This window comes from Sanguibacter gelidistatuariae, assembly GCF_900096585.1.
GTDB classification, from domain to species: Bacteria; Actinomycetota; Actinomycetes; order Actinomycetales; family Cellulomonadaceae; genus Sanguibacter; species Sanguibacter gelidistatuariae.
Map to the genome: position 1 here is coordinate 60,946 of NZ_FMYH01000010.1, position 24,516 is coordinate 85,461.

General features: G+C 70.6%; 26 protein-coding genes. 8 read left to right on the forward strand and 18 right to left on the reverse strand.

Annotated features, from left to right (window positions below):
* Nucleotides 1–195: 195 nt before the first annotated feature.
* The 4 genes from menD to BLQ50_RS17110 all read right to left on the reverse strand — a co-directional run bounded on the left by menD (nucleotide 196) and on the right by BLQ50_RS17110 (nucleotide 5,059).
* Complete coding sequence (menD, locus tag BLQ50_RS17095; RefSeq protein ID WP_093186374.1) at nucleotides 196–2,079, reverse strand: 2-succinyl-5-enolpyruvyl-6-hydroxy-3-cyclohexene-1-carboxylic-acid synthase; 1,884 nt, start codon at nucleotides 2,077–2,079, stop codon at nucleotides 196–198.
* Nucleotides 2,076–3,062 carry an o-succinylbenzoate synthase gene (locus tag BLQ50_RS17100; RefSeq protein WP_093186377.1) on the reverse strand — a complete coding sequence of 329 codons (987 nt, stop codon included), beginning with the start codon at nucleotides 3,060–3,062 and terminating at the stop codon, nucleotides 2,076–2,078. Before BLQ50_RS17100 ends, menD begins: the two co-directional genes overlap by 4 nt.
* A 58-nt stretch (nucleotides 3,063–3,120) precedes the next feature.
* Nucleotides 3,121–4,593, reverse strand: a complete 1,473-nt coding sequence (locus tag BLQ50_RS17105) for a hypothetical protein (RefSeq protein ID WP_093186380.1) — start codon at nucleotides 4,591–4,593, stop codon at nucleotides 3,121–3,123.
* A gap of 73 nt (nucleotides 4,594–4,666) precedes the next feature.
* A complete protein-coding gene (locus tag BLQ50_RS17110; protein ID WP_093186384.1) occupies nucleotides 4,667–5,059 on the reverse strand; it encodes a hypothetical protein in 393 nt (130 codons plus the stop codon).
* A 328-nt stretch (nucleotides 5,060–5,387) separates the two neighbouring features.
* Between BLQ50_RS17110 and BLQ50_RS17115 the strand changes: the two genes are divergently transcribed.
* Nucleotides 5,388–6,023: a hypothetical protein gene (locus tag BLQ50_RS17115; protein ID WP_217629200.1), complete on the forward strand. Its 636-nt coding sequence runs from the start codon at nucleotides 5,388–5,390 to the stop codon at nucleotides 6,021–6,023.
* Between the two features lie 94 nt (nucleotides 6,024–6,117).
* Complete coding sequence (locus tag BLQ50_RS17120; protein WP_093186389.1) at nucleotides 6,118–7,083, forward strand: 1,4-dihydroxy-2-naphthoyl-CoA synthase; 966 nt, start codon at nucleotides 6,118–6,120, stop codon at nucleotides 7,081–7,083.
* A gap of 24 nt (nucleotides 7,084–7,107) precedes the next feature.
* Here BLQ50_RS17120 and BLQ50_RS17125 read toward each other — a convergent pair whose 3' ends face one another.
* Together BLQ50_RS17125 and BLQ50_RS17130 are read right to left on the reverse strand one after the other, a co-directional pair.
* On the reverse strand, nucleotides 7,108–7,398 hold the full coding sequence (locus tag BLQ50_RS17125; RefSeq protein ID WP_093186392.1) for a hypothetical protein: 291 nt from the start codon (nucleotides 7,396–7,398) through the stop codon (nucleotides 7,108–7,110).
* 175 nt (nucleotides 7,399–7,573) lie between these two features.
* Entirely contained in the window at nucleotides 7,574–8,641 is a 1,068-nt protein-coding gene (locus BLQ50_RS17130; protein ID WP_245701336.1) for a DUF3048 domain-containing protein, read from the reverse strand.
* A gap of 144 nt (nucleotides 8,642–8,785) precedes the next feature.
* On the opposite strand from BLQ50_RS17130, the gene BLQ50_RS17135 reads away from it, so the two are divergent.
* Together BLQ50_RS17135 and BLQ50_RS17140 are read left to right on the forward strand one after the other, a co-directional pair.
* Nucleotides 8,786–9,958, forward strand: coding sequence for an AMP-binding protein (locus BLQ50_RS17135; protein WP_245701337.1), 1,173 nt, complete (start codon nucleotides 8,786–8,788; stop codon nucleotides 9,956–9,958).
* Between the two features lie 10 nt (nucleotides 9,959–9,968).
* Entirely contained in the window at nucleotides 9,969–10,838 is an 870-nt protein-coding gene (locus tag BLQ50_RS17140) for a 1,4-dihydroxy-2-naphthoate polyprenyltransferase (RefSeq protein WP_093186395.1), read from the forward strand.
* A gap of 37 nt (nucleotides 10,839–10,875) precedes the next feature.
* On the opposite strand, the gene BLQ50_RS17145 is transcribed toward BLQ50_RS17140, so the two are convergent.
* On the reverse strand, nucleotides 10,876–11,241 hold the full coding sequence (locus BLQ50_RS17145) for a DUF4229 domain-containing protein (RefSeq protein ID WP_093186399.1): 366 nt from the start codon (nucleotides 11,239–11,241) through the stop codon (nucleotides 10,876–10,878).
* A gap of 30 nt (nucleotides 11,242–11,271) precedes the next feature.
* Between BLQ50_RS17145 and BLQ50_RS19240 the strand changes: the two genes are divergently transcribed.
* The gene (locus tag BLQ50_RS19240; RefSeq protein WP_093186402.1) at nucleotides 11,272–11,742 is read left to right on the forward strand and encodes a PLD nuclease N-terminal domain-containing protein; all 471 of its coding nucleotides are present in this window, start codon (nucleotides 11,272–11,274) and stop codon (nucleotides 11,740–11,742) included.
* A gap of 325 nt (nucleotides 11,743–12,067) precedes the next feature.
* Here the strand turns inward: BLQ50_RS19240 and ccsB are convergent, their stop codons facing one another.
* From ccsB to BLQ50_RS17180, 6 genes are all read right to left on the reverse strand, one after another.
* A complete protein-coding gene (gene ccsB, locus BLQ50_RS17155) occupies nucleotides 12,068–13,108 on the reverse strand; it encodes a c-type cytochrome biogenesis protein CcsB (protein ID WP_093186404.1) in 1,041 nt (346 codons plus the stop codon).
* A complete protein-coding gene (resB, locus tag BLQ50_RS17160) occupies nucleotides 13,095–14,870 on the reverse strand; it encodes a cytochrome c biogenesis protein ResB (RefSeq protein ID WP_425424112.1) in 1,776 nt (591 codons plus the stop codon). Before resB ends, ccsB begins: the two co-directional genes overlap by 14 nt.
* Nucleotides 14,870–15,616, reverse strand: coding sequence for a cytochrome c biogenesis CcdA family protein (locus BLQ50_RS17165; RefSeq protein ID WP_093186521.1), 747 nt, complete (start codon nucleotides 15,614–15,616; stop codon nucleotides 14,870–14,872). Before BLQ50_RS17165 ends, resB begins: the two co-directional genes overlap by 1 nt.
* A gap of 93 nt (nucleotides 15,617–15,709) precedes the next feature.
* Nucleotides 15,710–16,354 (reverse strand): TlpA family protein disulfide reductase, encoded by a 645-nt coding sequence (locus BLQ50_RS17170; protein ID WP_342672072.1) that lies wholly within the window; start codon nucleotides 16,352–16,354, stop codon nucleotides 15,710–15,712.
* Between the two features lie 89 nt (nucleotides 16,355–16,443).
* Nucleotides 16,444–17,088, reverse strand: coding sequence for a histidine phosphatase family protein (locus tag BLQ50_RS17175; RefSeq protein WP_093186407.1), 645 nt, complete (start codon nucleotides 17,086–17,088; stop codon nucleotides 16,444–16,446).
* A 42-nt stretch (nucleotides 17,089–17,130) separates the two neighbouring features.
* The gene (locus BLQ50_RS17180; protein WP_093186409.1) at nucleotides 17,131–17,598 is read right to left on the reverse strand and encodes a MarR family winged helix-turn-helix transcriptional regulator; all 468 of its coding nucleotides are present in this window, start codon (nucleotides 17,596–17,598) and stop codon (nucleotides 17,131–17,133) included.
* Between the two features lie 284 nt (nucleotides 17,599–17,882).
* On the opposite strand from BLQ50_RS17180, the gene BLQ50_RS17185 reads away from it, so the two are divergent.
* Nucleotides 17,883–18,443, forward strand: a complete 561-nt coding sequence (locus BLQ50_RS17185) for a YceI family protein (RefSeq protein ID WP_093186412.1) — start codon at nucleotides 17,883–17,885, stop codon at nucleotides 18,441–18,443.
* 118 nt (nucleotides 18,444–18,561) lie between these two features.
* Here the strand turns inward: BLQ50_RS17185 and BLQ50_RS17190 are convergent, their stop codons facing one another.
* Both BLQ50_RS17190 and BLQ50_RS17195 read right to left on the reverse strand, forming a co-directional pair.
* On the reverse strand, nucleotides 18,562–19,200 hold the full coding sequence (locus BLQ50_RS17190) for a redox-sensing transcriptional repressor Rex (RefSeq protein ID WP_093186415.1): 639 nt from the start codon (nucleotides 19,198–19,200) through the stop codon (nucleotides 18,562–18,564).
* Entirely contained in the window at nucleotides 19,197–19,454 is a 258-nt protein-coding gene (locus BLQ50_RS17195) for a glutaredoxin family protein (RefSeq protein WP_093186417.1), read from the reverse strand. The genes BLQ50_RS17190 and BLQ50_RS17195 overlap by 4 nt, the downstream gene beginning before the upstream one ends.
* Nucleotides 19,455–19,489: 35 nt before the next feature.
* On the opposite strand from BLQ50_RS17195, the gene BLQ50_RS17200 reads away from it, so the two are divergent.
* Nucleotides 19,490–20,380 (forward strand): HAD family hydrolase, encoded by an 891-nt coding sequence (locus BLQ50_RS17200; RefSeq protein ID WP_245701338.1) that lies wholly within the window; start codon nucleotides 19,490–19,492, stop codon nucleotides 20,378–20,380.
* Between the two features lie 13 nt (nucleotides 20,381–20,393).
* On the forward strand, nucleotides 20,394–20,678 hold the full coding sequence (locus tag BLQ50_RS17205) for a putative quinol monooxygenase (RefSeq protein ID WP_093186420.1): 285 nt from the start codon (nucleotides 20,394–20,396) through the stop codon (nucleotides 20,676–20,678).
* Nucleotides 20,679–20,712: 34 nt separating this feature from the next.
* Here BLQ50_RS17205 and BLQ50_RS17210 read toward each other — a convergent pair whose 3' ends face one another.
* The 3 genes from BLQ50_RS17210 to arfA form a co-directional block, all read right to left on the reverse strand.
* The gene (locus BLQ50_RS17210) at nucleotides 20,713–21,459 is read right to left on the reverse strand and encodes an MIP/aquaporin family protein (RefSeq protein ID WP_093186422.1); all 747 of its coding nucleotides are present in this window, start codon (nucleotides 21,457–21,459) and stop codon (nucleotides 20,713–20,715) included.
* Nucleotides 21,460–21,572: 113 nt separating this feature from the next.
* Nucleotides 21,573–22,700: an arabinan endo-1,5-alpha-L-arabinosidase gene (locus BLQ50_RS17215; protein WP_093186425.1), complete on the reverse strand. Its 1,128-nt coding sequence runs from the start codon at nucleotides 22,698–22,700 to the stop codon at nucleotides 21,573–21,575.
* 117 nt (nucleotides 22,701–22,817) lie between these two features.
* A complete protein-coding gene (gene arfA / locus BLQ50_RS17220) occupies nucleotides 22,818–24,338 on the reverse strand; it encodes an arabinosylfuranosidase ArfA (protein ID WP_093186427.1) in 1,521 nt (506 codons plus the stop codon).
* Nucleotides 24,339–24,516: the final 178 nt, after the last annotated feature.

Here is a 24,516-nt window from a genome sequence, read left to right on the forward strand (position 1 = left end):
TCCCTGAGGATTTGCTGCAAGTTATCGGCAGTCCCCCGCAGCCCTCACCCACGTCCCCACACCCAGTCCGCCAGCCGAGCATAGGTGTCCGGATTCCGCCCCGTTCTGATGACATACAGGACGGAATTCGGACACCTATGCTCGGTGCGCCGGACCGGACCGGACTGGACCGGGCACACCGAGGCACCAGGTGGGTCAGAGCGACTTGCGGAGGGCCGCGAGCAGGTCGGACTCTTGGGTGGCGCGGGCGGCGCGGCTCACCTGGACCTCTACGACGCTGATGCCCGGTCGCGGCTGCGCGAGCAGTTCACCGAGCACCTGTGCGTCGTCGACTCGCTCGTGGTGCACGCCGTAGCCCGCGCACAACAGCCCCAGGTCGGCCCCGTGCGGGGTCGCGAAGACGCGCTCGAACAGTGCTGGGTCGCCGGCCCGACCGTGCTCGAGCCCGGCGAAGATCGCCCCGCCGTCGTCGTTGACGACAACGATCTGCAGGGAGACGGCCGGCTCGAAGGGCCCGCGGAGCAGCCCGCCGACGTCGTGCAGGAAGGTCAGGTCGCCGAGGAGCGCCCGCACGGTTCCGGCGGCGCCCTGCGCGCCTGGCCCGTGCGAACCGCCCTGCAGCCCGAGCGCGACGCCGATCGCGGTCGAGATCGTGCCGTCGATCCCGGCCAGGCCGCGGTTGGCGACCACGGTCGGCGGCTCGAACCAGCGCGCCACGAGGTCGAGGTCCCGCACGGGGCTCGAAGACCCGATGACCAGCGCGTCCCCGGGCGCGCTCGCCCTGGCCACAGCATCGGCAACGACCAGCGCGGTGAGCACCCCGACCGCCTCACCACACGCCTGCCCGACGACGTCCGTCGCGGCTTCGGAAGCTGCGCGCCACTTCTTGAGGGCACGCTCGCTGCGCGGGTCGGCGGAGCCGGTGAGCCAGCCCGCCGGCACGTGGTCGAGCACGAAGGAGGCGTTGCGCGCGGCGTCGGGCCACTGCTCCGCGCCCGTGGCGACGACCACGACCCGAACATCCGGGCGGGCTAGCAGCTGCTGCACGGGCCGGGACAGCGTCGGGCGTCCGAGCAGGATCACCTGACGGACCTGGGCCGTGAGATCGCTGGCCCCGAGCACGAGGCGGTGGGCGTGGATGAGGTTCGGGCCACCGGCGGCCCCCGAGGACGCCTCCGCCAGCAGCGGCCAGCTGCGGGTCTCGGCCAGCGCCCGGGCGACCGGACTGGCTCCGTCCCCCGCCACGACCACGGTCGCCGGCTCGGCGTCCAGGCGGAGCTCGTCGATCAGCGGATCGGTTCCGGGCTGGGTGCGCGGCAGAACCGTCCCCAGGCCCCGGCCAAGGCCAGTGGGGCCTTCGTCGTCGGCTCCGTGTGCACGGCGGGCAACGCCTACCTCCCCCGCCAGGCCGTCCATGCCCGCGAGTCCGGCCGTGCCGGCAAGGTCCTCTGGGCCGGGGGCCAGTGGCTCGCGGTAGGCGAGGTTGAGGTGCACAGGCCCCGGGTGCAGGGTGCGCGTGCCCGACGCCGCAGCGACCGCGCGGGTGACCACCGCGCGCAGGTCCCACAGCTCCTCGGGCCGTCCGGAGGGCGCGGGGACGTCTACGGCCAGCCTGGTGGCCGAGCCGAAGATCCCCACCTGATCGCCGGTCTGGTTGGCGCCGGTGCCGCGCAGCTCGTGCGGGCGGTCCGCGGTGAGCAGGAGCAGCGGGACCCCGCTGTGATGGGCCTCGAGCACCGCGGGCAGCAGGTTGGCCACCGCCGTGCCGGAGGTGGTGACCACCGCGACGGGCGCTGCGAGCGCGCGGCCGGTGAGCGGGTCGGCCAGGTGGCCTGCGAGCACCTGGCCCGCTTGGGCCAGTCCGAGGGCCAGGAAGCCGGCATCGCGCTCGTCGATGCGCACGTGCAGGCGGATGAGCGGGGACCGCCCTCCCGGCACCGTGTGCCCGGCGGCCGCGGCGAAGGCGTAGGCGAGGGGCGCGCTGCGCGAGCCGGGCGCCAGCACGACATCGCGCACGCCGAGCCGGACGAGGGAACGCACGAGGTCGCGGGCTGCGGCGACGGACGGGGAGGTGGTCACGGGGTGGTCTCTCCTGACGAGGCGGGCCGGGCCTGGGCCAGCCGGGCGACTCGCGTGGCGCGCTGTTCCCAGCGCTGGGCGACGAGCGGGTCGAGCAGGTGTGCGTCCGTCGCGGCGAGGCTGGCGGCATCCGGGACGGGCCGGCGGACCTCGATCATGCCGTCGACCGGCAGCAGCGGATCGGGGACCGTGTCGCGGACGAGAAGCTGGGAGGTCGCCAGGCCGCAGGCGTGGTCGAGCCGGGGCAGCGCCGCGGCGAGCGCAAGCCCCGCGGCCAGCCCGACCGAGCTCTCGAGCGCGGAGGAGACGACGACGGGCAGGGCGACCTGCTCGGCCAGGTCGAGGCAGGCACGGACGCCCCCGAGCGGCTGGACCTTGAGCACGATGATGTCGGCGGCTTGGGCCCGGACCACCGCAAAGGGGTCCTCGGCGCGCCGGATGGACTCGTCCGCCGCCACGAGAACCGACGTCCGACGCCGGACCTCGGCTAGCTCGGGGACTGTCGCGCAGGGCTGCTCGACGTACTCGAGTCCGCCGGCCGCCCGGTCGAGCAGGCGCAGCCGCTCAACGGCGGTCTCCACATCCCAGGCACCGTTGGCGTCGATCCGGATCGCCCCGGTCAGGCCGAGCGCGTCACGGACCGCCTCGAGCCGGGCGATCTCTTCGTCTACCCCCTGGCCGCGCTCGGCGACCTTGACCTTGGCAGTCCGGCACCCCCCGGAAGCCAGGACGATCTGGTGGGCCCGCTCGGGGTCCGTCGCCGGGACGGTCACGTTGACCGGGATGTGGGTGCGCAGCGCCGGTGGCCATCCCACGTGGGCGGCCTCCCAGGCGGCGAGCCACCAGGAGACCGACTCGGCGTCGTCGTAGTCCCAGAAGGGGGAGAACTCGCCCCATCCGGCGGGGCCGGCGAGCAGCACGCCGTCGCGCACCTCGATGCCGCGAAAACGCGTGGTCAGGGGCGTGGAGTAGACGTTCACCACCCCAGGTTAGGCGGTCTGGGCCACCGCGGTGAGAGGGAGGGGTAGTGGTAGGCACGGCTTACCAGGTGTCAGAGTCGTCCTCGTCGACGACCGCGGGAGCCACGACCTGCGACCGGGAACCGGCCCGGGCGGCCCAACCGAGCTCGGTAGCCTCCTCCTCGTCCTCAAGACCGGGGACGACAAATCCGCCGGAGGAGCGCTTGCGGCCGGACTTGCCCGCCCCTCCCGCGCCCCCGCCCATGCCGCCACCGCCCATGACCGCGTTGGAACCACCAGCCCCCGCGCCTGACACACCCGGGACACCGGAACCGCCTGCGGCACGTGGTCCGGCACCGGTCACTGATCCGCTGAGCCCCCCGGAGAGTCCACGCGCACCGGCCGCGCCGTTTGCCGAACCGGCCCCGCCCATCGGGCCGGTCAAGGCGCCCGCAAGCCCTCCGGACCCCGCACGCGCAGTGAGCAGGCCGGCACCCCCTGCAAGCGCGCTGCCGCCGACGGCGCCGACCCCGGCGATACTCCCCGAAAGTCCAGACTGGCCGCCGATCTGGGTGCCGCCTCCACCGCTCCCACCTCCCGGCCAGCCGGTGCTGAGGATGGCGCCACCACCACCGCCGGACACGCCCGGTATCGTTCCGGTCGATCCGCCGTCGACCGACACTTTGCCGCCACTGTTGGAACCTCCGCTCGATCCGGAGTCGCTGGCCCCGGGATTCCCCCCGGGGACGGCGGTCCCCAGATCGGCGCCGGGGTATCCCGGGTCAGAACCTGAACCAGGGGAGGGGTGATACGTGCCAGGGCCACCCGGGTAACCGGGCGTGATGGAGGAGCCGGGACCGGGCATGGAACCGCCGGGCAGCCCGGAACCGGGGGTAGTCGGGTCGACGCCCGCGAGATTCGGGTGGGACCACTCGTAGGGCTCTACGTCGTCGTTGTACGACCGCGGGACCCGCTCGGCCGCCGCTTGGACACCAGAGCCGGCGCCCGACGGGTCGACGATCGGAGCGGCATTGAGCCGTTCCTGGATGTTCGCGGCCGATTCGATGGCGGCCGTCATGTCGGCGTTGAGCTTTGACAGCGCGGTGGCCGCTGCCTCATCACGCGCGGGGTTGGTGACCGGCGTCCACTGGTCCGGCGAACCCGCAGGGTTCTCCCAAGGTCTGGGTTGCTGGCCGAGCTCTCCGAGCATCGGCGGGCGGACGACCTTCTCGTAGACGACCGCAGAGGGCAGGAGCTCGTAGGCCGTGCGTGCGCCAGAGACCGAGGTTTTGACCGTGTCGACGATGGTCATGACCTCGAGGATCGTGTCCGCATGAGTGAGGAGCTTGTTCGACGTCGCGTTGAGCGCCTCGCTCGCCGCCGTTGCCGATTCGGCCTCCCAACCAGGGTTGGCCGCGATCGTCTTGAGCACGTTGGCCAGATCCTCGATCTGCTGCGAGGCTCCGAGGAAGGCGCCCTCGTCCCAGCGATACTCGCCGAGCCCCTTGGTCTCGACATTCTGCAGGACACTCTCGTTGTTCCCAGGGGTCATCATGGCCTGGAGCTCCTTTCATCTCGTCTGCGTGAAGCGGGTGGTGGCGACCCCGCAGGGCCTCCATCGGGATGGGTCAGAAGAACCTCGACAAGCCTGATCCCCCGGACGGCCCGATCTCGGTGGTCACACGCTCCCCCGGTGGAAGCTGGAGGTTCTCGATCGCCGCGAAGTCGTCGGCGATGGACTGGTTCGAGGAGTACATCGTCTTCACGGTGTCGCGGAAGACCTCGATCACGGTGTCGAGGTTCCTCTGGGCGTCGGAGAACAGGGCCGCCGCCGTCCTCGTCGTGATCCCGTACTGCGTGGTGAAGGACCTGCATGACGGGACCGAGGTGAAGAAGTCCGACGTCGCGCTGTGCGCGACCTCTTCGAGCCGTTCCTTGACGCGCACGACGTCGGCATAGGCATCGCTGATCAGTCGGATCCGATCAGCGACGGCCTGCTCGCTGAAGACAACCTGTTCCATCTGTGCTCCTAGGTTCCGAAGCGGGGATCGTTTCCCGTGCGGTGCGCGCAATAAGTCAAGTCACACCCTAGGTCGCGCTGCCTGGCTCCGCACCCATCTGACGTGGGGACTTGTACCCACTCACTTCACCCATATGCGCCCGCGCCCGTAGGATCATTTCCGGCGCCCCAGGGCTATCGGGTGGCGCTCCCTGCTCGATGTTCCTGGAAGGACCTCGCTCGTGCGCACACCCCGGTCACACGCCCGTCTCCCGGCGGCACGCGCTGCCATCCTGGTTCTGGCCGGTGCCCTGGCTCTCACGGCGTGCGCGACCGACGCTTCGCCGAAGGTGAGCTCACCCGCCCCCACGACGACCGCAGCCACCGAGGCACCTCCCGAACCCACCGCAGACCCGACCACCGACGGCCCGCAGGTCATCGACGCCGGAGCGGTGACTGTGGAGACGCCTCAGACGGTCACCGGAACGGGACCCGCGACCATCGAGTTCAGCGTCGGCAAGATGAACCCGGTGTTCGAGTTCACCTGCGCCGACTGCGCCGACGCCGTCGACGTCACCCTCGCCGACCCGAACGTCATCATGTGGCGAACCACCGGTCCGGTCGACGGTGCGTGGCTGTCTCGACCGTTCGGCGCCATGCCTGCGTCGAACACGATCTCCGTCGAGGTCAACGGCACCTGGTCGATGACGATCTCGGACGCGTCGACGCTGCCGACCTCGAGCGGACCCCAGAGCGGTCACGGACCCGCGGTCATCACGCTCGACCAGCCGGCGACCCAGCTCGAGGTCACGTTCACCCCGCTCGACGAGACTGACATCCTTGACATCTACGTCTATGGCACGACAACCGACCGCGAATCGCTCCGCGACTTCATGACCGAGTCCACCACCGAGACCTTCGACGTCGCCCTCCCCGGAACCGTCATGATCCTCGCCGCTGGCGACTGGACGATCACCCCGCGGTAACCCCGCGACCGTGTACTGCGGAGCGACCTCCTCAGGCCCGCAGCGCCGAAGTGCCCGTACCCGGACCGCACCCCACCTCCCCTAAGGTGGTCGGATGAGCGCACTCCCCACCACGGTGTCCCAGACCTTCGAGCCCGAGCGCTGGCGCGTCGTTGCCGGCTTCGAGGGCCTCACCGACATCACGTACCACCGCGGCGTCGACCGGACCGGTCCGGTCGAGCGTGACCTGCCCGTCGTCCGGATCGCCTTCGACCGCCCCGAGGTGCGCAATGCCTTCCGGCCGCACGGCGTCGACGAGCTCTACCGGGTCATGGACCACGCCCGGATGACCTCCGACGTCGCCGCGGTGATGCTCACGGGCAACGGCCCCAGCGCCAAGGACGGCGGATGGGCCTTCTGCTCGGGGGGCGACCAGCGGATCCGCGGGCGCGACGGCTACCGGTACACGACGGACGACGCGTCCGGCCAGGCCGCGCAGACGGCCGACCACATCGACCCCGCCCAGGCCGGGCGGCTGCACATCCTCGAGGTGCAGCGCCTCATGCGCACCATGCCCAAGGTCGTCATCGCCGTCGTCAACGGCTGGGCCGCGGGTGGCGGGCACTCCCTGCACGTGGTCGCGGACCTGTCGATCGCGAGCCGCGAGCACGCCCGGTTTAAGCAGACGGACGCGAACGTCGGGTCCTTCGACGCCGGCTACGGTTCGGCGCTCTTCGCCCGCCAGGTCGGCCAGAAGCGGGCCCGCGAGGTCTTCTTCCTGGCCCGCGAGTACTCCGCGCAGGACGCCTACGAATGGGGCGCCGTCAACGAGGTGGCCGACCACTCCGACGTCGAGAACCTCGCCCTCGAGTACGCGCGGATCATCGCGACCAAGTCGCCGCAGGCGATCCGCATGCTCAAGTTCGCCTTCAACCTGGCCGACGACGGGCTGGCCGGCCAGCAGGTCTTCGCCGGGGAGGCCACCCGGCTCGCGTACATGACCGACGAGGCCGTCGAGGGGCGCGATGCCTTCCTCGAGCGACGCGATCCCGACTGGTCGGGCTTCCCCTACTACTTCTAGTTTGGGTCGAGTCGGCTGGTCACGTCAGTTCGCCCCGAGGAGCTTCCCGACGACGTCGATCAGCTCGCGGCCGAAGTACGCCGCGCCGAAGGCGACCGCGAACAAGGCTCCGAAGGCGAGCAGGACGGGGACGATCGAGGCTGCCTTGCTCGGCTCGTCCGCGGCAGTGTGAGCGTTGACCTTGCGTGACGTCACGGTCTTGGCTGAGGCCGCCGTGGCCGAGCCAGACGTGGGTGACGTGGTGCGCGCTGTGCGGCGCGGGGATGCCGGTGCGGTGATCCCAGCCGGCCCTGGGTGGTGGACGAAGGTTGCCATACCTCAAGGATGCGCGCGCAGGCCGCTCGCGCACGTCGGGCCCGAGGTGGGTCCTTGAGGCCGACGGCTCATCCGGTGGGCTGACGGTCCCAGGGGCGTCTCCCCCCACCGGATGAGGCAGGCCGGCGCCGGAGCGCACCAGGGATGAACCCGGCCATCCCCACGAGGCAAGCGGTCAGCTCGTGGTGACCGAACCGTTGCTCACCGGCACGAGCTCGACCCAGGTGTTGCCCGGCGCCAGGGTGATCGGCGTGCCGTCCGCAGCGGTCAGGGAGAAAGGCGTCGCGGCGTCGGGCTTGGTCCACGTCGCGGTGACGGACTTGCCGCCCGTGGCGACGACGGCCTCGCCCGAGCCGATCACCTGAGTCTCGGGGACGGGCGAACCGGCGGGGTCGGTGTACTGGGTGTTGAACAGGCTGACCTTGAGCACCACGACGTTCTTCGCGGCCAGCTGCGCGCCGGTCGAGGACACGGCAGGTGTGGTCCCCTCCGACCGCAGGAAGGTCCCCGACGCCGCGTCCCAGGCCCAGGTGGGCCGGCTCGAGGCGGACATCACGACGGCGATCGACGTGGCTGGCGCCCCCGAGACGGCCGCGGTGGCGGTCGCGGCGTCGGACGCGAAGAGGAACTCACCCTTCGGGGAGTCCATGTGCGTCGCGTCTGCCTGCGCGAGGAAGGTCGCGGGCGTCCCGAAGACGTTGTGCGGAGCCTTGCGGTCCTTGGTCCGGTAGAAGCCGGCGTTCCCGAGGTCGTGGCTGACCACCTGGAGGCCGACGTCGCGCACCGACTGCACGAAGGGCGGCTGCCCGCCCGAGAAGACCATCAGGCCGGCGAGCGGGGCGATGATGTTGGAGTCCATGGGGCGCACGGACCGGATCGGGCCGACCGTCTCGGGGATCTGGGAGTGGTAGACCGCGATGTAGCGGGTGATGCCGCCCTCGACGACTTCCTCCCAGACCACGTCGGAGTACTCGAGCCCGGTCTGGGGGCGGGCTTCGCGGGAGTTCTCGATCTTGATCGCGAGCGCCGGGCGGTTGACCAGATCGGCCGAGGGCACGCCGGTCAGCGCCCAGGTGGTGGGCAGGACCGGCTCGGGGGCCGCCGACTTGTCCGCGGTCGCGTCCGTCGTGACCTCCGCGGTCACGGTCGGTGACGCCGCCGGCTCGGATGAGCAACCTGCCAGCAGGAGGCTCGTCGAGACCACGGTAGCCGCGAGCGCACCCCAGGATGCGCGGGCGCGCACAGGGGATCCGGCAGTCGGCACGCTGTGGGTTCGCAGCACGTGGGGCACTCCTCAAGTCGGGACGATCGGTCGGGCTGTGGCGCGGGCCGGCCAGGAGATCTGGTCGGGTCGAGACCACCCTAGAGGCCGATCTAGGCTGATCTGGTGACCGGCACACCCCAGAGCGTACAGATTCCCGCACCAGACCCCGCCTCCCGCGAAGGCTCCGAGGTCGTCGCGCAGGTCGCAGCCGCGCTCTCGGCACCGGATGGCTCCCCCCGTGCCGAGCTGCGGGTGCCCACCTCCGGTTCGACCGGCCAGCCCCGCGTCGTGGTCCTGTCCGCGCGGGCCGTGCGCGCCTCGGGTGAGGCGACCGCTACGCGCCTGGGCGGACACGGCCAGTGGCTGCTGGCTCTGCCGACCACGCACGTCGCCGGTCTCCAGGTGGTCGCCCGGTCGGTCCTCGCAGGGACGACGCCGCAGGTCATGGACCTGCACGACGGCTTCCGGTCCCAGGCCTTCGCCGAGGCGTCCGGGCGGCTCACCGGCGCCCGCCGCTTCACCTCGCTGGTCCCCACCCAGGCGCACCGGCTCGTGGAGGACGCCCGCACCGGCTCCCCCGCCGGCCTGGAGGCCCTCGCTGGCTACGACGCCGTCCTGCTCGGCGGCGCCGCGCCCGCGCCGGCGCTGCTCGCCGCGCTCGCCACCGCCGGCGTCCGCGTGGTCATCACCTATGGCATGAGCGAGACCGCGGGCGGCTGCGTGTACGACGGCGCACCGCTCGACGGCGTCCGGGTGCGGATCCGCGAGGGGCGGATCGAGATCAGCGGGCCGGTCCTCGCCGACGGCTATGCCGACGACGCCGAGGCGACCGCGCAAGCCTTCGCCACGGACTCCGCGGGCTGCCGCTGGCTGAGCACGAACGACGTCGGCGTCGTTGTCGCTACCGACGGCGCGGACCACCTCACCATCCTGGGACGCGGGGACGACATGCTCATCACCGGCGGGGTGAACGTCGCCCCCGCGGCGGTCGAGGCCCTCCTGACCGGAGCCCTTGGCATCACCCAGGCATGCGTCGTCGGGCTTCCCGACCCGGAGTGGGGCACGTCCGTCGTCGCCGTGGTGACCCTGGCTGCGGGAACGGAAGCGACCCCGGAGGGGCTGCTCGCGCAGATCCGCCCGTACGTCACCGATATCCTGGGAACACCTGCCGCGCCGCGCCACGTCGTGATCGTTGACGAGCTCGCGCAACGCGGACCAGGGAAGATCGATCGTCACCGGGTCACGAGAGTCGCAGCACGGCTGCTCGGCCGGGCCGGCTCGACCACCCACAACTGATCGGAGTTCCATGGCAACGCCCTCTGAGTGGTTCGCAGGCGCCCGCCCGCGCACCCTGCCCGCGGCCGCGACCCCCGTCCTGGTCGGTTCGGGGGCGGCCGCGCAGGTCGACGGCTTCGCCGTGGTGCCGGCCCTCCTCGCCCTGCTCGTGGCGCTCGCGCTGCAGGTCGGGGTGAACTACGCCAACGACTACTCCGACGGGGTCCGCGGCACCGACCTCGACCGTGTCGGCCCGCTGCGGCTGACTGCCGCTGGCATCGCCCGGCCGTCCCAGGTCAAGTGGGCCGCCTTCGCCTCCTTCGGTGTGGGGGCGCTGCTCGGCTTGGCCCTCGTGATCATCTCCGGGCACTGGTGGCTGCTCGCCGTCGGCGCGCTGTCGATCGCCGCCGGGTGGTTCTACACCGGCGGTAAGAAGCCCTACGGGTACCTCGGGCTCGGTGAGGTCGGGGTGTTCATCTTCTTCGGCCTGGTGGCCGTGCTCGGCACGACGTACACACAGATCGACCGGGTGACGGTTCCCGCGGTCCTCGGCGCGGTCGCGGTGGGCCTGCTGGCCTGCGCGATCCTCATGGCGAACAACATCCGCGACATTCCGACCGACGCCGTCGTCGGCAAGCGCACCCTCGCGGTGCGGATGGGCGACTTCCGCGCCCGACGGGCCTACGTCGCGATGATCTGGCTGCCGCTCGTGCTCGGCGTCGCGTGCGCCTTCGCGAACGGATGGGCCGTGATCGTCCTGCTGCTCGTCTTCCCCGCCGTGCTGCTGAGCATCCCGGTCCTCGCCGGTGCGCGTGGCCGGCTGCTGGTCCCGGTGCTCGCCGCGACCGGGATGTACGAGCTCGGCTTCGGGGTGCTGCTCGGACTCGGGCTGGCGATCTGAGGCGAGTGAGCGTGCAGGCGGCTCCGGCCGCAGGCCGCTACGGCTTGTTTGAGTCTGGCTGGTCTGATTCCAGCTGGTCTGATTCCACCTGGTCTGATTCCAGCTGGTCGACCGGCCGGGCGGAGCCGTCGACGACCGTGTCGACCTCGGAGTCCTCGAGCGCGGCGTCATCCTCGACCGCCCTGCTGAACCGTTCCCCGGTGACCTCGCGGGTCTTCTTGCGGCCGGCGAGGTACATCGCTGCGGCTTCACGCTGCCTGCCCAGCAGCAGGTAGGACACCATGAGCGCCAGCACGATCGCCACGACGGGAAGCAGGAGGTCACGCAGACCGATCGCGTAGAGGATCACGCCAAGGACGAGGATCAGGGCCAGTCGGAGCACGGAATAGATGATGAAGGGCACCCGCTCAGCGTAAACGCATAGGCTGGAGAGATGTTCCGCGCCCTAGCAGTCATCGCCGCCTTCGCCCTCCTCGTCTATGCCCTCGCCGACTTCGCCTCCAGCGACGAACGCGACCGGGGCGGGATCCCCGGCTGGCTGTGGGCCGTGATCATCATCTTGCTGCCGTACTTCGGGCCGTTGTCCTGGATCGTGTTCAGCCGCTCACGTCGTCGCCAGGGCGCCGGCCCGGGCCACCCGTCGGCCGGCACCTCCCCCAGGACCCGCCGTCGCCCCAGCGGTCCCCTCGCGCCCGACGACGACCCGGAGTTCCTGTGGCGACTCGCCCGCGAGCAGCGCCGCCAGGCCCGTCCCGCCGCCGATGCCGGGACGTCGAACGCAGCGCCCGACGACACGTCCGCCCGCGATCACAGCACCCACGACCACGACCACGGCGCCCACGACCAGACCACGCCGCCCGAGCTCCGCGACGACCAGGGCCCAGACACCAAGCCCACAGCCTGATCCCCGCCGGCCCCGACCTGCTCCCCGCGCCCGTGCCGGCCCCCACCCACCCGCTCTCACCCACCCGCTCTCGCGCACCCGATAGGTGCGCGATTTCCGCCCCCTTGGCGGCGGAGACAGGGCGGAAACCGGACACCTATCGCCGGCGATCGCCGGTGGAGGGTGGGGTAAGGGGGGTGGACCTGCGGATGGGGTGCGGGACCGGGTGGGGTGCGGGACCGGATGGGGTGCGGGACCGGGTGGGGATGTCCGGATGTGACTCTGCCCGGTGTCCGCGGGGACACCGGGCAGGATCGCGTGCGTGGTCCTGGCCTGGGCGGGCCGGTTACTTGGCGTTGGGGGCGTTCTGGACTCCTGAGTAGGAGTGCAGGCCGCTGAAGAGGATGTTCACGCCGGTGAAGTTGAACAGCACGCACGCGTAGCCCACGACGACGAAGTACGCGGCACGGCGCCCGGACCAGCCGCGGGTCGTGCGAGCGTGCAGGTAGGCCGCGTAGACCACCCAGACGATGAAGCTCCAGACCTCCTTGGGGTCCCAGCCCCACGGTCGGCCCCACGCGCCGTCGGCCCAGATGGCCCCGCCGATGATGGTGAAGGTCCACAGCACGAAGCCGAGGCCGTTGAGCCGGAAGCTCAGCGCCTCGAGCGCCGTCGGGGTCGGGATGGCGTCGAGGAAGCGCCAGTTGAAGAACTTGCCCGCGGCGACGTTGCGCCCGCGGATCACGGCACCCTCGCCGTGCAGGAGCGTCGAGCCGTTGTCCCGGGAGTCCCGCAGCAGCTGCAGCACGCTCGTGGCGAAGGCCACGGTGAACACCGCGGTCGCGGAGACCGCGACGCCCACGTGGATGACCAACCAGTAGTTGCGCAGCGCGGGCTGGACCTCGTCGGCGACCACGTGGAACACGTTGAGCGCGAGGACCAGGAAGGTCACCGCGACGAAGGTGATGACCACGCCGAGGAAGCGGACGTCGAGCTTGAGCTGGAGCAGCAGGAAGATCCCGATCGCCAGGAAGGTCCCGGTGAGCCAGAACTCGTACATGTTGGCCCACGGCACGTGGCCCGCGGCCACGCCGCGGGTGACCACGGCGACCGCGTGGATGATGAAGCCGAGCCACAGCGTCGACATCGCAACGCCCAGCGACTTGCTCCGGCGACGACCCCCCTCGGGGTCGGCGGGGAAGGCCGCAGAAGCGGCCGCACGCACGGGCGCGCCCGCACCCACGGGGACGCGTGCGAGCTCCTCGGCCTTGCGCTGACCGATCGCGTCGGACATCTTCGAGAGATCCATCGCAAACGCGATCATGGCGACGGTGTATGCGGTCGCTGCTCCCCAGGCTAAGAGATCGCTGATCTCAGAGAGGTTCATCGGACGGCCTTTCACGAGCGGGACTGGTGGGAGCTGTGGGTGGTGCAGGCGCTTCGTCATAGAGGGCCGCCTCGTCAGCGGCCTCATCGGAGTCGGGAACGGCGTCGGGCAGCGGGTCGAGGCGTCTCAGCGCCGCGACGAGCGCGTCCACCTCGCTCTGCAGGCCCATGTCGTCACCACGGGCCAACCCGGCCACCTCGACCACTGTACGAGGGTTCTCGCCGTCGGGCGCTTCCGTACGGGCCCTCAGCCAGAGCCGACGGCGCGGGGTGAACAGGGAGATCGACACGCCCAGGAGCGCGGTCAGCGCGAAGACCAGCACCCATACGAGGGTGGGGTCGTAGCGCAGGTCGAGAGCGACGAACCGAGGCAGCTCGCTGAACTCGATCGTGCCGAGACCGTCGGGGAGGTCGACCGTGGTCCCCTTGCCGACGATCAGCGTCACCGGAGTCCCGTCCGCCTCGACCGACTGGGTCATCGCGTCGGTCTGCAGCCGGTAGACGTTCTGCGGCACGCCCCCGTCCAGGCCGAGGTCGCCGTGGAAGACGGTGAGCACAAGCGCGGGGTTGATCGGGTCCGGGAAGATCGAGCGTGCGCCGTCATCGGTGATCTCGGCCGTGGGCAGGAAGTACCCGACGAGGCCGATCTGCTCCCCGGTCGAGACGTCGGGCACTTTGATGACACCCTGCGAGGTGTACATGTCGTCCTCGGGCAGGAACGGGACCGGACCCGAGAACGCGATCTCGCCTGCGGCGTCGCGCACGGTGACGTAGGGGGCGTAGCCGTTGCCCTGGAGGTAGATCTTCGCGCCGGCCTGGCTCAGCGGCTCGTTGACCTTGATGGTCTCCTGGCGCTCGGATCCGTCGGTCTCGCGGACTGTGACCGACGCCGTGAAGTCCTGGGCCTTGGCATCGGTGATGCGGAACTTCGACGCGAAGGAGTCGAGCGTCATCGAGAACGGGTGCAGGGAGTTCTCGGTGAACAGCGCGCCCTTGTCGAAGGTGTCGTACTCGACGACAGAGTTCGCGAAGCCGCGTCCCTCGGTGATGATCACCTGGCCGCGGTACTCGAGCATCTGGCCGGCGCCGAAGGAGATGAGCAGGCCGAGCAGGGAGATGTGGAAGAGCAGGTTCCCGCTCTCGCGCAGGTAGCCGCGTTCCGCGCTCAGCGTGCGCGCGCCGTCGGGCTCCGTTGCGGTCACGACGCGGAACTTGGGCAGGCCAAGGAAGCGTCGGCGCAGGTGGGTGCGGGCCGCGGCGGTCACGTCGTCGGCGTCGGCGAGCGCGGCGTCGACGTCGAGGCGGCCCTTCGCGGGGAACCGAGCGAATCGGCGCGGGGTGCGCGGTGGGGCGCCGCGCAGGTTGTGCAGGTGCGCCTTGACCCGCGGCAGGATGCACCCGATGAGGGAGACGAACAGCAGGAGGTAGATCGCGGAGAACCACACCGAGGAGTAGACGTCGAAGAAGCCCAGCCGGTTCAACCACTCGCCCAAGGTCGGGTTGTCGCGCAGGTACTGCGCCACCTCGGCCGGCTTCTGCGACTTCTGCGGGAAGATCGATCCCGGCACGGCCGCCACGGCGAGCAGCATGAGCAGGAACAACGCCACGCGCATCGAGGTCAGCTGACGCCAGACGAAGCGCAGCATGCCCGTCACGCCGATCTGGGGCGCGTTCACGGTGGGGGCGTCGGTCCCCGCGAAGGAGTCGTCGATGCCTTCCGGGCGGTAGGACCGGTCCTCTGGGACTTTGGCGTTCTTGGCCACTAGATCACTGTCCCTGTTCCGCCGATGAACCCTTGCATGGCTCGGCTCCACTCGCCCCAGAGCCCGGTCACCAGCGCGAGGCCGATGAGCACCAGCATGGCGCCTCCGATCCGCATGATCGCGAGGCGGTGACGCTTGAGGAAGGCCATACCGCGCTTGGTGCTCTGCGCGCCCAGCGCGATCAGCAGGAACGGCAGCCCCAGGCCGATGCAGTAGAAGACCGCGAGCAGACCACCACGCAGCCCCGAGCCCTCATTGAGCGCGAGCGCGTTGATCGCGGTGAGGGTGGGGCCCAGGCACGGCGTCCAGCCCAGCCCGAAGACGAAGCCGAGCAGCGGCGCGCCCCACAAGCCCGCCGTCGGGCTCACGTGCATGCGCCGCTCACGCTGCAGGAACGGCACGGCGCCCAGGAACGCAAGGCCCATGAGGATCACGACGACGCCGAGCACGCGGATGAGCACGTCCTCCCAGCGCACCAGGACGGACCCGATGGACCCCGCGAGCACGCCGATCGAGACGAAGACGAAGGTGAAGCCGGCGATGAACAGGCTCACCCCGAGGACGACCCGGCGGCGGCCGCTGGTCGCCTTGGTGGCCTGCGTCGAGGAGGGACTTCCGGGGCCGCCGACGCTTGCAGCCGAGAGGCCGCCGACGAAACCGAGGTAGCCGGGGACGAGCGGGAGCACGCACGGTGAGGCGAAGGAGACGAAGCCGGCGAGCAGCGCGACCGGGATGGCCAGCAGCATCGACCCGCTGAAGATGGTGGTGCCGACCGAACCGGCGATGCTCGCGACCACCTGGACAGGTTCGGTCAGCAGAAGGGGCGCGGACACGTGGGGTCAGGCCCCCGGGGTCTCGGCGAGCACGTCCGCGACCAGCCCGTCGAGGGTCGTCGCATCAACCTGGCCGAGCACGCGGGCAGCGACCCGACCCTGGCGGTCGAGCACCACGGTCGTGGGGACCGCCTGGACCGGGACGACCTTCTGCAGGGAGGCCACGACCGACCCGTTCGTGTCGGCGATGCTCGGCCAGGTGATGGCGTGCTCGCGCTCGAAGGCCAGCGCGGCACCGGCGTCGTCGGTCCCGTTGATGCCGATGAGCTGCACACCGTCGGTGGCCCGCGCGGTCGCGACCTCGAGCAGGGCGGGCGCCTCGGCGCGGCACGGCGGGCAGGCCGCGTACCAGGTGTTGAGCACGACGACATCGCCGGCGAACTCGGTCGAGTCCACCGGTGCGCCGGAGAAGTCTGTGCCGGTCAGCGCGACGGCCTCGCCGCGGTCGGACACGGCCCACGTCCGCAGGCTGCCGTCCCCGGACAGGTAGCCCTGGTCGGCGACGTCGTTCGGATTCGTGTTCCCGGAGTCCGACGCGCACGAGGTCAGCAGCAGCCCACCAAGCGCCGCGACCGCGACCAGGGTGCGACGCAGGGCGGGTCGGGGGGCACGGACACGGGCGACGGGCGACGGTCGGGTTGCAGAGAACACCAGTCCACTATCCCCTTTGCGACTGGGAGAACTCTGAGAAGTGCGCTCCAGATCACCTGTGATCTGCGTGACGTCGGTCTCGTTGCGCCTCAGGCACCGGAGCCCTTCTGGGCCCCGGGCAGCAGGTCGGCGGCGGGCTCGGTGTAGTGCAGCCCGACCAGCTTGTCGCCGTCGAATCGCAGCGAGGTGACCGAGGCGAGGGAGCACTGGCGCTTGCGGGGGTCGTGCCACAGCCGCTTGTTCTCGAAGGCCTGTCGCGCGATCCAGATCGGCAGCTGGTGGCTGACCAGCACGGCTTCGTGGCCCTCCGCCTGCTCACGAGCGGTGTCGACGGCCGCGTGCATCCGCGCGACCTGCTCCTTGTACGCCTCGCCCCACGAGGGACGGAAGGGGTTGATCAGGTGCGGCCAGTGCTCGGGGTGGCGCAGCGAGCCGTCGCCGACGCCGAAGGTCTTGCCCTCGAAGTAGTTGCCCGCCTCGATCAGGCGCTCGTCGGTCCCGAGTTCGAGCCCGAGGGCCCCCGCGATCGGGGTCGCCGTCTCCTGCGCACGCTGCAGCGGGGAGGCGGTCACCACGGTGACGTCGAAGTCGCCGGCCGCGAAGTGGTCCGCGACGCGCTGCGCCATCTGGTGCCCGAGCTCGGAGAGGTGATACCCGGGGATCCGTCCGTAGAGGATCTTCTCGGGGTTGAAGACTTCGCCGTGACGCATGAGGTGGACTGTCGTGGTGGCCATGTGAGAAGTCTCCCAAACTTCTGCCCGGACTGGCGCATCGGCTCAGTCGCGGCAGGCCTCCGCGACGCGCTCCATCGCCTCGCCGAGCACGGCGAGCTGTTCTGCGGTGAGGACATCGACGAGGTGGCGGCGCACCGAGCGCACGTGCTTCGGTGCGGCGTCGCTCAGGACGGCGTATCCGGCGTCGGTCAGGACGGCGTTGATGCCACGGCCGTCGATGACGCAGGACTCCCGGTTCACCAGGCCACGTTCCTCGAGACGCCGGACGGTGTGGGTGACGCGGCTCCGAGAATGGGCCAGACTGTCCGCCAGGTGAGACATCCGCATGGTCCAGCTCGAGTTCTCTGAGAGCCGAACGAGGACCTCGTACTCGTTGAGCGAGAGCCCCGAGTCCCCCTCCAGGTCCCTGTTGAGCGCCTCCGAGAGTCGGGACGCCCCCTCGAGGAACGCCCTCCAGCTGACCTGCTGCTCGTCCGAGAGCCACGGGATCTCGGGTGTTTCGGTTGCCATGGACGCGCCTCCCCCTGCGTGGCGCGCCGTCCCAATACGGCGTACCAATACCCGCAGACGATAGCGTCCTCGGCCGCGAGATTCTGCCGATCTCGACCTTCGCCGCGAATCTCACCAAATATTGGTACGGCGAGGCACTTGCGCTGACCCTCGTTTATATAGTAGAACTTTCAACTATTGAAGGTGATAGTTCTTGACAGTCACCGTCAGCCGGACTTCGAGTCATCCATCGCCGGGTCAGGCCCGGCACGTACACCGACCCCCACCACATACAGGAGCACCTCATGACTGCAACCGCCTCGACCACCCTCCCCGCCGGCCTCGTCGCCGGTACCTACAACGTCGACGCCAGCCACTCGAGCGCATCGTTCACCGTGCGCCACGCCGGAATCTCCAAGGCGCGCGGCACCCTCGCAATCGCCGAGGCCGTCATCACCGTCGGTGACGACATCGAGAACTCCACGGTCACCGCCGTGATCGACGCGACCTCGGTCAACACCGGGAGCCCCGACCGCGACGCGCACCTGCAGAGCGCCGACTTCTGGGACGCCGAGAAGAACCCGACCTGGACCTTCGTCTCGACCTCGGTCAAGGCCGACGGCGACGACTTCGCCGTCACCGGTGACCTGACCCTCAACGGCGTGACCCGCTCCGTCGTCCTGGCGACCGAGTACACCGGCTCCGCCGTGGACGCCTACGGCAACCCGCGCGCAGGCTTCGAGGCCAAGACCGAGGTCTCCCGCAAGGACTTCGGCCTGACCTGGAACGTGGCCCTCGAGGCCGGCGGCGTCCTGGTCAGCGACAAGGTCAAGATCGCCCTCGACCTCTCAGCCATCAAGGCCTGACCCCCACCCGACCGGGCCTCGCCCCGGTCGGCTCGTTCCCCCGTTGAGTGCATGAAGATGCGCGTGTCGCCCCGGCGTGTCGCGTACAAATTCCTGCACTCAGCGGGGGTTCGTCGCCTCAGGGGCGGTTGCGGGAGTGGAAGGCGAGGATCTGGAGCTCGCTGCCCAGGTCGACCGAGCGCAGCTCGACCCCGGGCGGGACCTGCAGCACCCGGGGGGCGAAGTTCAGGACCTCCCGCACGCCGGCGGCCACCACGGCGTCGCACACCGCCTGGGCGCGCTCCCCCGGCACGGCGATGACGACGATCGCCACCCCGCGCCCCGCGAGCTCATCAGCGAGCCGCGCGGAGTCCTCGACCACCACGCCGGCGACGACCGTACCGATCATCTCCGGTGAGCTGTCGAAGAGCGCCGCGACGGTGAAGCCTCGCGCGGTGAAGCCCGAGTAGTTGGCCAGCGCGTGCCCCAGGTTCCCGACCCCCACGATCGCCACGGACAGCTCCTGGGCGACCCCCAACGCCGCCCGCACCCGCTCACGCAGATGCACGACGTCGTAGCCGACACCGCGCGTACCGTGCGATCCGAGGTGGCTGAGGTCCTTGCGCAGCTGCGCAGGCCCCACCCCCGCGAGCCCGGCGAGCTCGGCCGACGACGTCCCGGTCACGCCGCGTGCGGCGAGGTCGCTGAGCACCTGCAGGTACCCCGGGAGACGCTCGATGCTCGCCTGCGGGACGGTTCGGTCCCCCCGGGACGTCATGGCGTGAGCAGGCGCGTCAGGCGCGCCTCGTCGATGCGCCAGAAGCCCTGCTGCACACCGTCGACCATGACAACCGGCACGTACTCCCCATAGCGGCCCGCCAGTTCGGGTGACGTGTCGACGTCGATCGTCATCCACCCGGAACCGGTCGCGGCGCACACCCGAGCCACGACCTCCTCGGCCTCGGCGCACAGATGGCAGCCCGCTCGGGTGTAGACGACCACCCGTTCACCTGCTTGTAGTTCGTCGTTCATGCTCTCAACCCTAGAGGTCTGACTACAGTGGGTGTGTGCGCACCGACAGGACAGACCTCGAGACCGGCGAAGAGGTGGCCCAGGCCGCGCCGACCGAAGCCGTCGTCCAGGGCGCACTCCCCGACGTCTCGCCCACCCCCGACGCCCGCCCGATCGCCGCCTTCTTCGACGTCGACAACACGATCATCCGGGGCGCCAGCTCCTTCCACCTGGCCCGGGCGCTGTGGCAACGAGGGTTCTTCCGCAAGCGGGACATCTTCAACTTCGCCTTCCAGCAGGCCCGCTATCTGACGGTCGGGGAGACCAAGTCTCAGATCGACGAGGTCCGCTCCCGCGCGCTGTTCCTCATGACCGGGCACTCCGTCGCGGAGGTTGTCGCGATCGGCGAAGAGGTGTACGACCAGGTGCTCGCGCAGCGCATATTCCCCGGCACCCAGAAGCTCCTCGACGCCCACATCAGCGCCGGCCACCAGGTGTGGCTGGTGACCGCGACGCCGATCGAGATCGGCGATCTCATCGCGCGCCGGCTCGGCGCGAACGGCGCCCTGGGAACGATCGCCGAGCACGAGGGTGGGCACTATACGGGTCGCCTGGTCGGCGACATGATGCACGGCGAGGCCAAGGCCGCCGCAGTCCAGGCCCTCGCCGCCCGCCTCGCCATCAACCTCGAGGCGTCTTCGGCCTACGGCGACTCGATGAACGACGTGCCGTTGCTCTCGACCGTGGGCCACCCGTGCGCGATCAACCCCGACTCCCGGCTGCGCAAGCACGCCAAGACGATCGGGTGGCCGATCCGTGAGTTCCGTGGCCGACGCCGCGCGGCCAAGCGTGGTCTCAAGACGGCAAGCTGGGCAGGGCTCGCCTGGGCGGGTGGGCTCGCGCTGCGCTCAGCCACCCGGTCGATCCGCCACCGGCTCGACCGCTAGGCTCCACCGCTCCATGATCCGCGTCGTCGTTCCCGCCACCGTGCCGGTCTCCGCGCTCCCCCGGGCGCTCGAGCTGTACCGCGAGCTTGTCGAAGAGACCCGCACGGAGACCGGCTGCATCAGCTATGAGCTGCTGCAGCGGGCCGACGACCCGACCCGGCTGCTGCTCGTGGAGGAGTGGGAGTCCCGCGCCCACCTGGATGCGCACACCCGCACCCCGCACTTCGTCCGGCTGGTCGCTCTGCTCGACGAGGTCGAGCACGCAGAGCCGGCGGTCATCTACTCCAAGGTCCTGTGACCGCACGGCGGGACGGAGGCGGGCGGATCTCCGACTAGCTCATGAGCTGGGCGGTCACGCCGCCGAGCACCCCGCCGACGACCGGTCCGACGACGGGGACCCATGCGTAGGACCAGTCGCTGCTGCCCTTCCCGCAGATCGGCAGGATCGCGTGGGCGATCCGACCGCCCAGGTCACGGGCGGGGTTGATGGCCCAGCCGGTCACGCCGCCGAGCCCTAGGCCCACCCCGAGCACAGTGAGCGCGACGCCGAGTGGTCCCAGCGCGGACGGCGTGAGCGCGAGCTGGAGCAGCACGAACACGAGGATGAACGTAGCGACGCCCTCGCCGAAGGCGTTGCGCCCGAGCGACCTGATGGCCGGGCCGGTGGCCATGGCCGCGAGCTTGTCGTGGGGCACCGGGTGCTTGTCGAAGTGTGCCCGGTAGACCGACCACGCGAGGATCGCCCCGCAGATCGCGCCGACGAGCTCTCCCGTGAGGTAGGCGGCCGTGGTCGAGGCGGTGATCGCGATGCCGGGGGCGTACTCGGCCGGACCGCCGGGCACGGCGGACCTCGCGAGCATCCCGAGCGTCATGGCCGGGTTGAGGTGCGCGCCAGAGGCGTGGGCCACGTGGACGCCGGCGAAGACACCGAGCGCCCACCCGAGGGCGACCATGAGGTAGCCGCCACCCTTGCCGAAAGTCCGGGCCAGGGTGACGTTCGCCCCGACCCCGACCCCGAGGGTCATGAGCACACCGGTTCCGGCGATCTCCGAGACCAGGACCTGACCGATGTCTCCCACTGATGCTCCTAGGCTCGTTCCGCACGCGTCAGACCGGGCGCTGCGCGATACCTGTTTAGCAAGAGATAGAGCACCGAACGTAGGACGATTGTCACCGGGAGCCCAGCGAGCCCTCAGTCGACCGGCGCCGCGCGCGCCACAAGCTCAGACGCGGTCCGCGCGACCGGCCAGCCGTCCTCGGTCCACGCGAGCTCCCGGATACCGAGCTGGAAGTCTCCGCCGAGGTCCTCGTCGTAGTAGTGGAACGCCAGGTAGGCCGTGTCGCCCAGCTGGTACACCGACTGTCCGCCCGGGCCGATCATCGCGCCGTCGGTGTCCAGCAACGACGTGCCGCCGTCGTCGAGCAGGGCCACGCCGTCGGCGTCGAGGTAGGGGCCGGCCGGGTCGGTCGAGCGGCCCACTGCCATGTTGTAGGTGCTCGCAGTGCCCTTGCAGCAGGAGTCCCGAGAGAAGAAGAGGTAGTACCAGCCGTCGCGGGAGAGCACGTAGGGCGCCTCGATCGCGTTGGTCGCGGTGCCGCGGTCGGCCAGGTGGACGGGCTCGGCCGTCCCGCGCGGCTGCTCGGGCGTCGCCCCGACGGGCTTGCCCGAGGGCCATTCGAGCTCGACCATGAACAGCCCGTCCCAGAAGGACCCGAACGCCATCCACGGCGTCCCGTCGGCGTCGGTGACGACGCCGGGGTCGATCGCGTTGTACGGAGCGGTACCGTCCGAGCGCCACACCTCGCCCTGGTCGACCCAGCGGTAGGCGGGGTCGTCGGGGTCGAGCGTCGTGTTCGTGTAGAGGCCGATGAGCGAGGTGTTGGAGCCGAAGGTCGACGCCGAGTAGTAGGCGTAGTAGGTCCCCTCGTGGGCGATCACCTCGGGCGCCCAGAAGTTGTCGACCCCTTCGATGATCTCGCGGGACCAGTAGGGCTCGTCGGCGGCCGTCCACAGCTCGCCCACGTGCTCCCACGTCGCGCCCGCGTCGAGCGAGCGGCGGATCTGCGGGGCGCCGAGCGCGACCCGCCCGTCGCCGGTCGAGAAGACGTACCAGACGTCGTCGTCGGTCGCGTCGGTGCCGGCGTCGTCGATGATCAGCGCCGGGTCGTGGGTGCGCAGGTCACCGGAGACGGCCACCTCGGTGGCCGCCGGCCCGACGTCGGGCACGGCCTCGGCGTCGGGCGAGCCGGAGCAGGCGGCGAGCGTGAGGGCGAGACAGGACGCGGCGAGAGCCGCGGCCGCGAGGGAACGGAGAGGCACGAGGACAACTTCCTGGGATGCGCGTCCGGCCCGCACTCCCTGGGGAAGGCGGGCCGGACGAGGCGGGTGGGCGGATCAGGCGCGGCAGGCCGGGTGAGGCAGCTCAGACGACGTAGATCACGCCAGGCGGAGCATGTTCCAGGACACCGGGGGCACCTCGACGGTGAGCACACCGTCGACGACCTTCGCTGTGTCGTTGTCGCGCGGGAGGACCGACGTCGAGTCGTCCGCGGTCGCGGCCCAGGTGTGGTCCGGGTTCGACAGGGTTGTCGACTCCACGACCTCGAGGTTCCCCGCACCAGAGACGGTGAGTGCGCGGACGTCGACGGTGAGGACGGCCGTCTCGGTGAGGGAGCGGTTGACCGCGAAGATCGCGACCGCGCCGGTCTCCGGGTCGCGCGTGGCCACGGCGTCGGCCACCGGCACGTCGCCGAAGCGGGCCGTGCCGTAGGTGGGAGCGTCGATGCCCACCTGCAGCACGTCGCCGACGGCGTGCTGGGACGCCTGGGCGAAGGGGTGGAAGATCGTCTGCTTCCAGGACCGGCCGCCCGGCTCGGTCATGATCGGGGCGATCACGTTGACGAGCTGGGCGAGCGAGGCCGCGTGCACGCGGTCGGTGTTGCGCAGCAGCGAGATGAGCAGGTTGCCCACCACGACGGCGTCGGCCACGTTGTACCGGTCCTCGAGCAGGACCGGCGCGACGGGCCAGTCGTCACCCGTGGGCGGCTTGGACTCGGCGCGCTTCTGGTACCAGACGTTCCACTCGTCGAAGGAGATGTTCACCCGTTTGGAGTGCTTGCCGGCGGCGCGCACGTAGTCGGCCGCGGCGGTCACGGACTCGATGAAGTGGTCCATGTCGACCGCGGAGGCGAGGAAGGAGGCGAGGTCGCCGTCCTCCTCCCAGTAGTAGGCGTGGGCGGAGATGTAGTCGACGTGCTCGTAGGTCTCGGCGAGCACGGTCGCCTCCCAGGTGCCGAAGGTCGCCATGTCGGAGGACGAGGACCCGCAGACGACGAGCTCGATGGTCGGGTCGAGCAGGCGCATCGCGCGGGCGGTCTCGGCGGCCAGGCGGGCATACTCCTCGGCCGTCTTGTGGCCGATCTGCCACGGGCCGTCCATCTCGTTGCCCAGGCACCACATCTTGATGCGGTACGGCTCCTCATGACCGTTCGCGCGACGCAGGTCGGAGAAGTGCGTGCCCCCGGGCACGTTGCAGTACTCGAGCAGGTCGAGGGCTTCCTGGATGCCTCGGGTGCCGAGGTTGACGGCCATCATCGGCTCGACGCCGGTCTTCGCCGCCCAGGCCATGAACTCGTCCAGGCCCACCAGGTTCGGGTCGGATGAGTGCCAGGCGAGGTCCAGTCGCGTGGGGCGGTCCTCGCGGGGTCCGACGCCGTCTTCCCAGCGGTAGCCCGAGACGAAGTTGCCACCCGGGTAGCGCACGGTCGAGATCCCGAGCTCGCGGGTCATCTCGATGACGTCCTCGCGGAAGCCGTTCTCGTCCGCGCTGGGGTGGGCCGGGTCGTGGATGCCGGTGTAGACGCAACGCCCGAGGTGCTCGACGAAGGACCCGAAAGTCCGACGGCGCACGGGTCCGACCGTGAACGCAGGGTCGAGGGTCAAGGTCACGGGAAGCATGGGTCTCCTAGGTGTGGCGCAGGCGCAGCGCAGGTTGCGGTGGTGTGACGTGCATGCCATCAGCTCCGTCGCTGCGGTCGGGAGGGGGACGCCCCAACCGATCTACATCGTTGTAGAGGGATCATGCACCAGACCCCGGGCGGCCGTCAACACCCCGACCTCTCCCGCCACCCTCACG

Coding starts and splice junctions, on each gene's coding strand:
- BLQ50_RS17105 (WP_093186380.1), bottom strand. CDS start 4,593: ATGATGACCCCTGGGAACAACGAGAGTGTCCTGCAGAATGTCGAGACC.
- BLQ50_RS17110 (WP_093186384.1), bottom strand. CDS start 5,059: ATGGAACAGGTTGTCTTCAGCGAGCAGGCCGTCGCTGATCGGATCCGA.
- BLQ50_RS17120 (WP_093186389.1), top strand. CDS start 6,118: ATGAGCGCACTCCCCACCACGGTGTCCCAGACCTTCGAGCCCGAGCGC.
- BLQ50_RS17125 (WP_093186392.1), bottom strand. CDS start 7,398: ATGGCAACCTTCGTCCACCACCCAGGGCCGGCTGGGATCACCGCACCG.
- BLQ50_RS17140 (WP_093186395.1), top strand. CDS start 9,969: ATGGCAACGCCCTCTGAGTGGTTCGCAGGCGCCCGCCCGCGCACCCTG.
- BLQ50_RS19240 (WP_093186402.1), top strand. CDS start 11,272: ATGTTCCGCGCCCTAGCAGTCATCGCCGCCTTCGCCCTCCTCGTCTAT.
- ccsB (WP_093186404.1), bottom strand. CDS start 13,108: ATGAACCTCTCTGAGATCAGCGATCTCTTAGCCTGGGGAGCAGCGACC.
- BLQ50_RS17165 (WP_093186521.1), bottom strand. CDS start 15,616: ATGCTGCTGGCCATCCCGGTCGCGCTGCTCGCCGGCTTCGTCTCCTTC.
- BLQ50_RS17175 (WP_093186407.1), bottom strand. CDS start 17,088: ATGGCCACCACGACAGTCCACCTCATGCGTCACGGCGAAGTCTTCAAC.
- BLQ50_RS17180 (WP_093186409.1), bottom strand. CDS start 17,598: ATGGCAACCGAAACACCCGAGATCCCGTGGCTCTCGGACGAGCAGCAG.
- BLQ50_RS17185 (WP_093186412.1), top strand. CDS start 17,883: ATGACTGCAACCGCCTCGACCACCCTCCCCGCCGGCCTCGTCGCCGGT.
- BLQ50_RS17190 (WP_093186415.1), bottom strand. CDS start 19,200: ATGACGTCCCGGGGGGACCGAACCGTCCCGCAGGCGAGCATCGAGCGT.
- BLQ50_RS17195 (WP_093186417.1), bottom strand. CDS start 19,454: ATGAACGACGAACTACAAGCAGGTGAACGGGTGGTCGTCTACACCCGA.
- BLQ50_RS17205 (WP_093186420.1), top strand. CDS start 20,394: ATGATCCGCGTCGTCGTTCCCGCCACCGTGCCGGTCTCCGCGCTCCCC.
- arfA (WP_093186427.1), bottom strand. CDS start 24,338: ATGCTTCCCGTGACCTTGACCCTCGACCCTGCGTTCACGGTCGGACCC.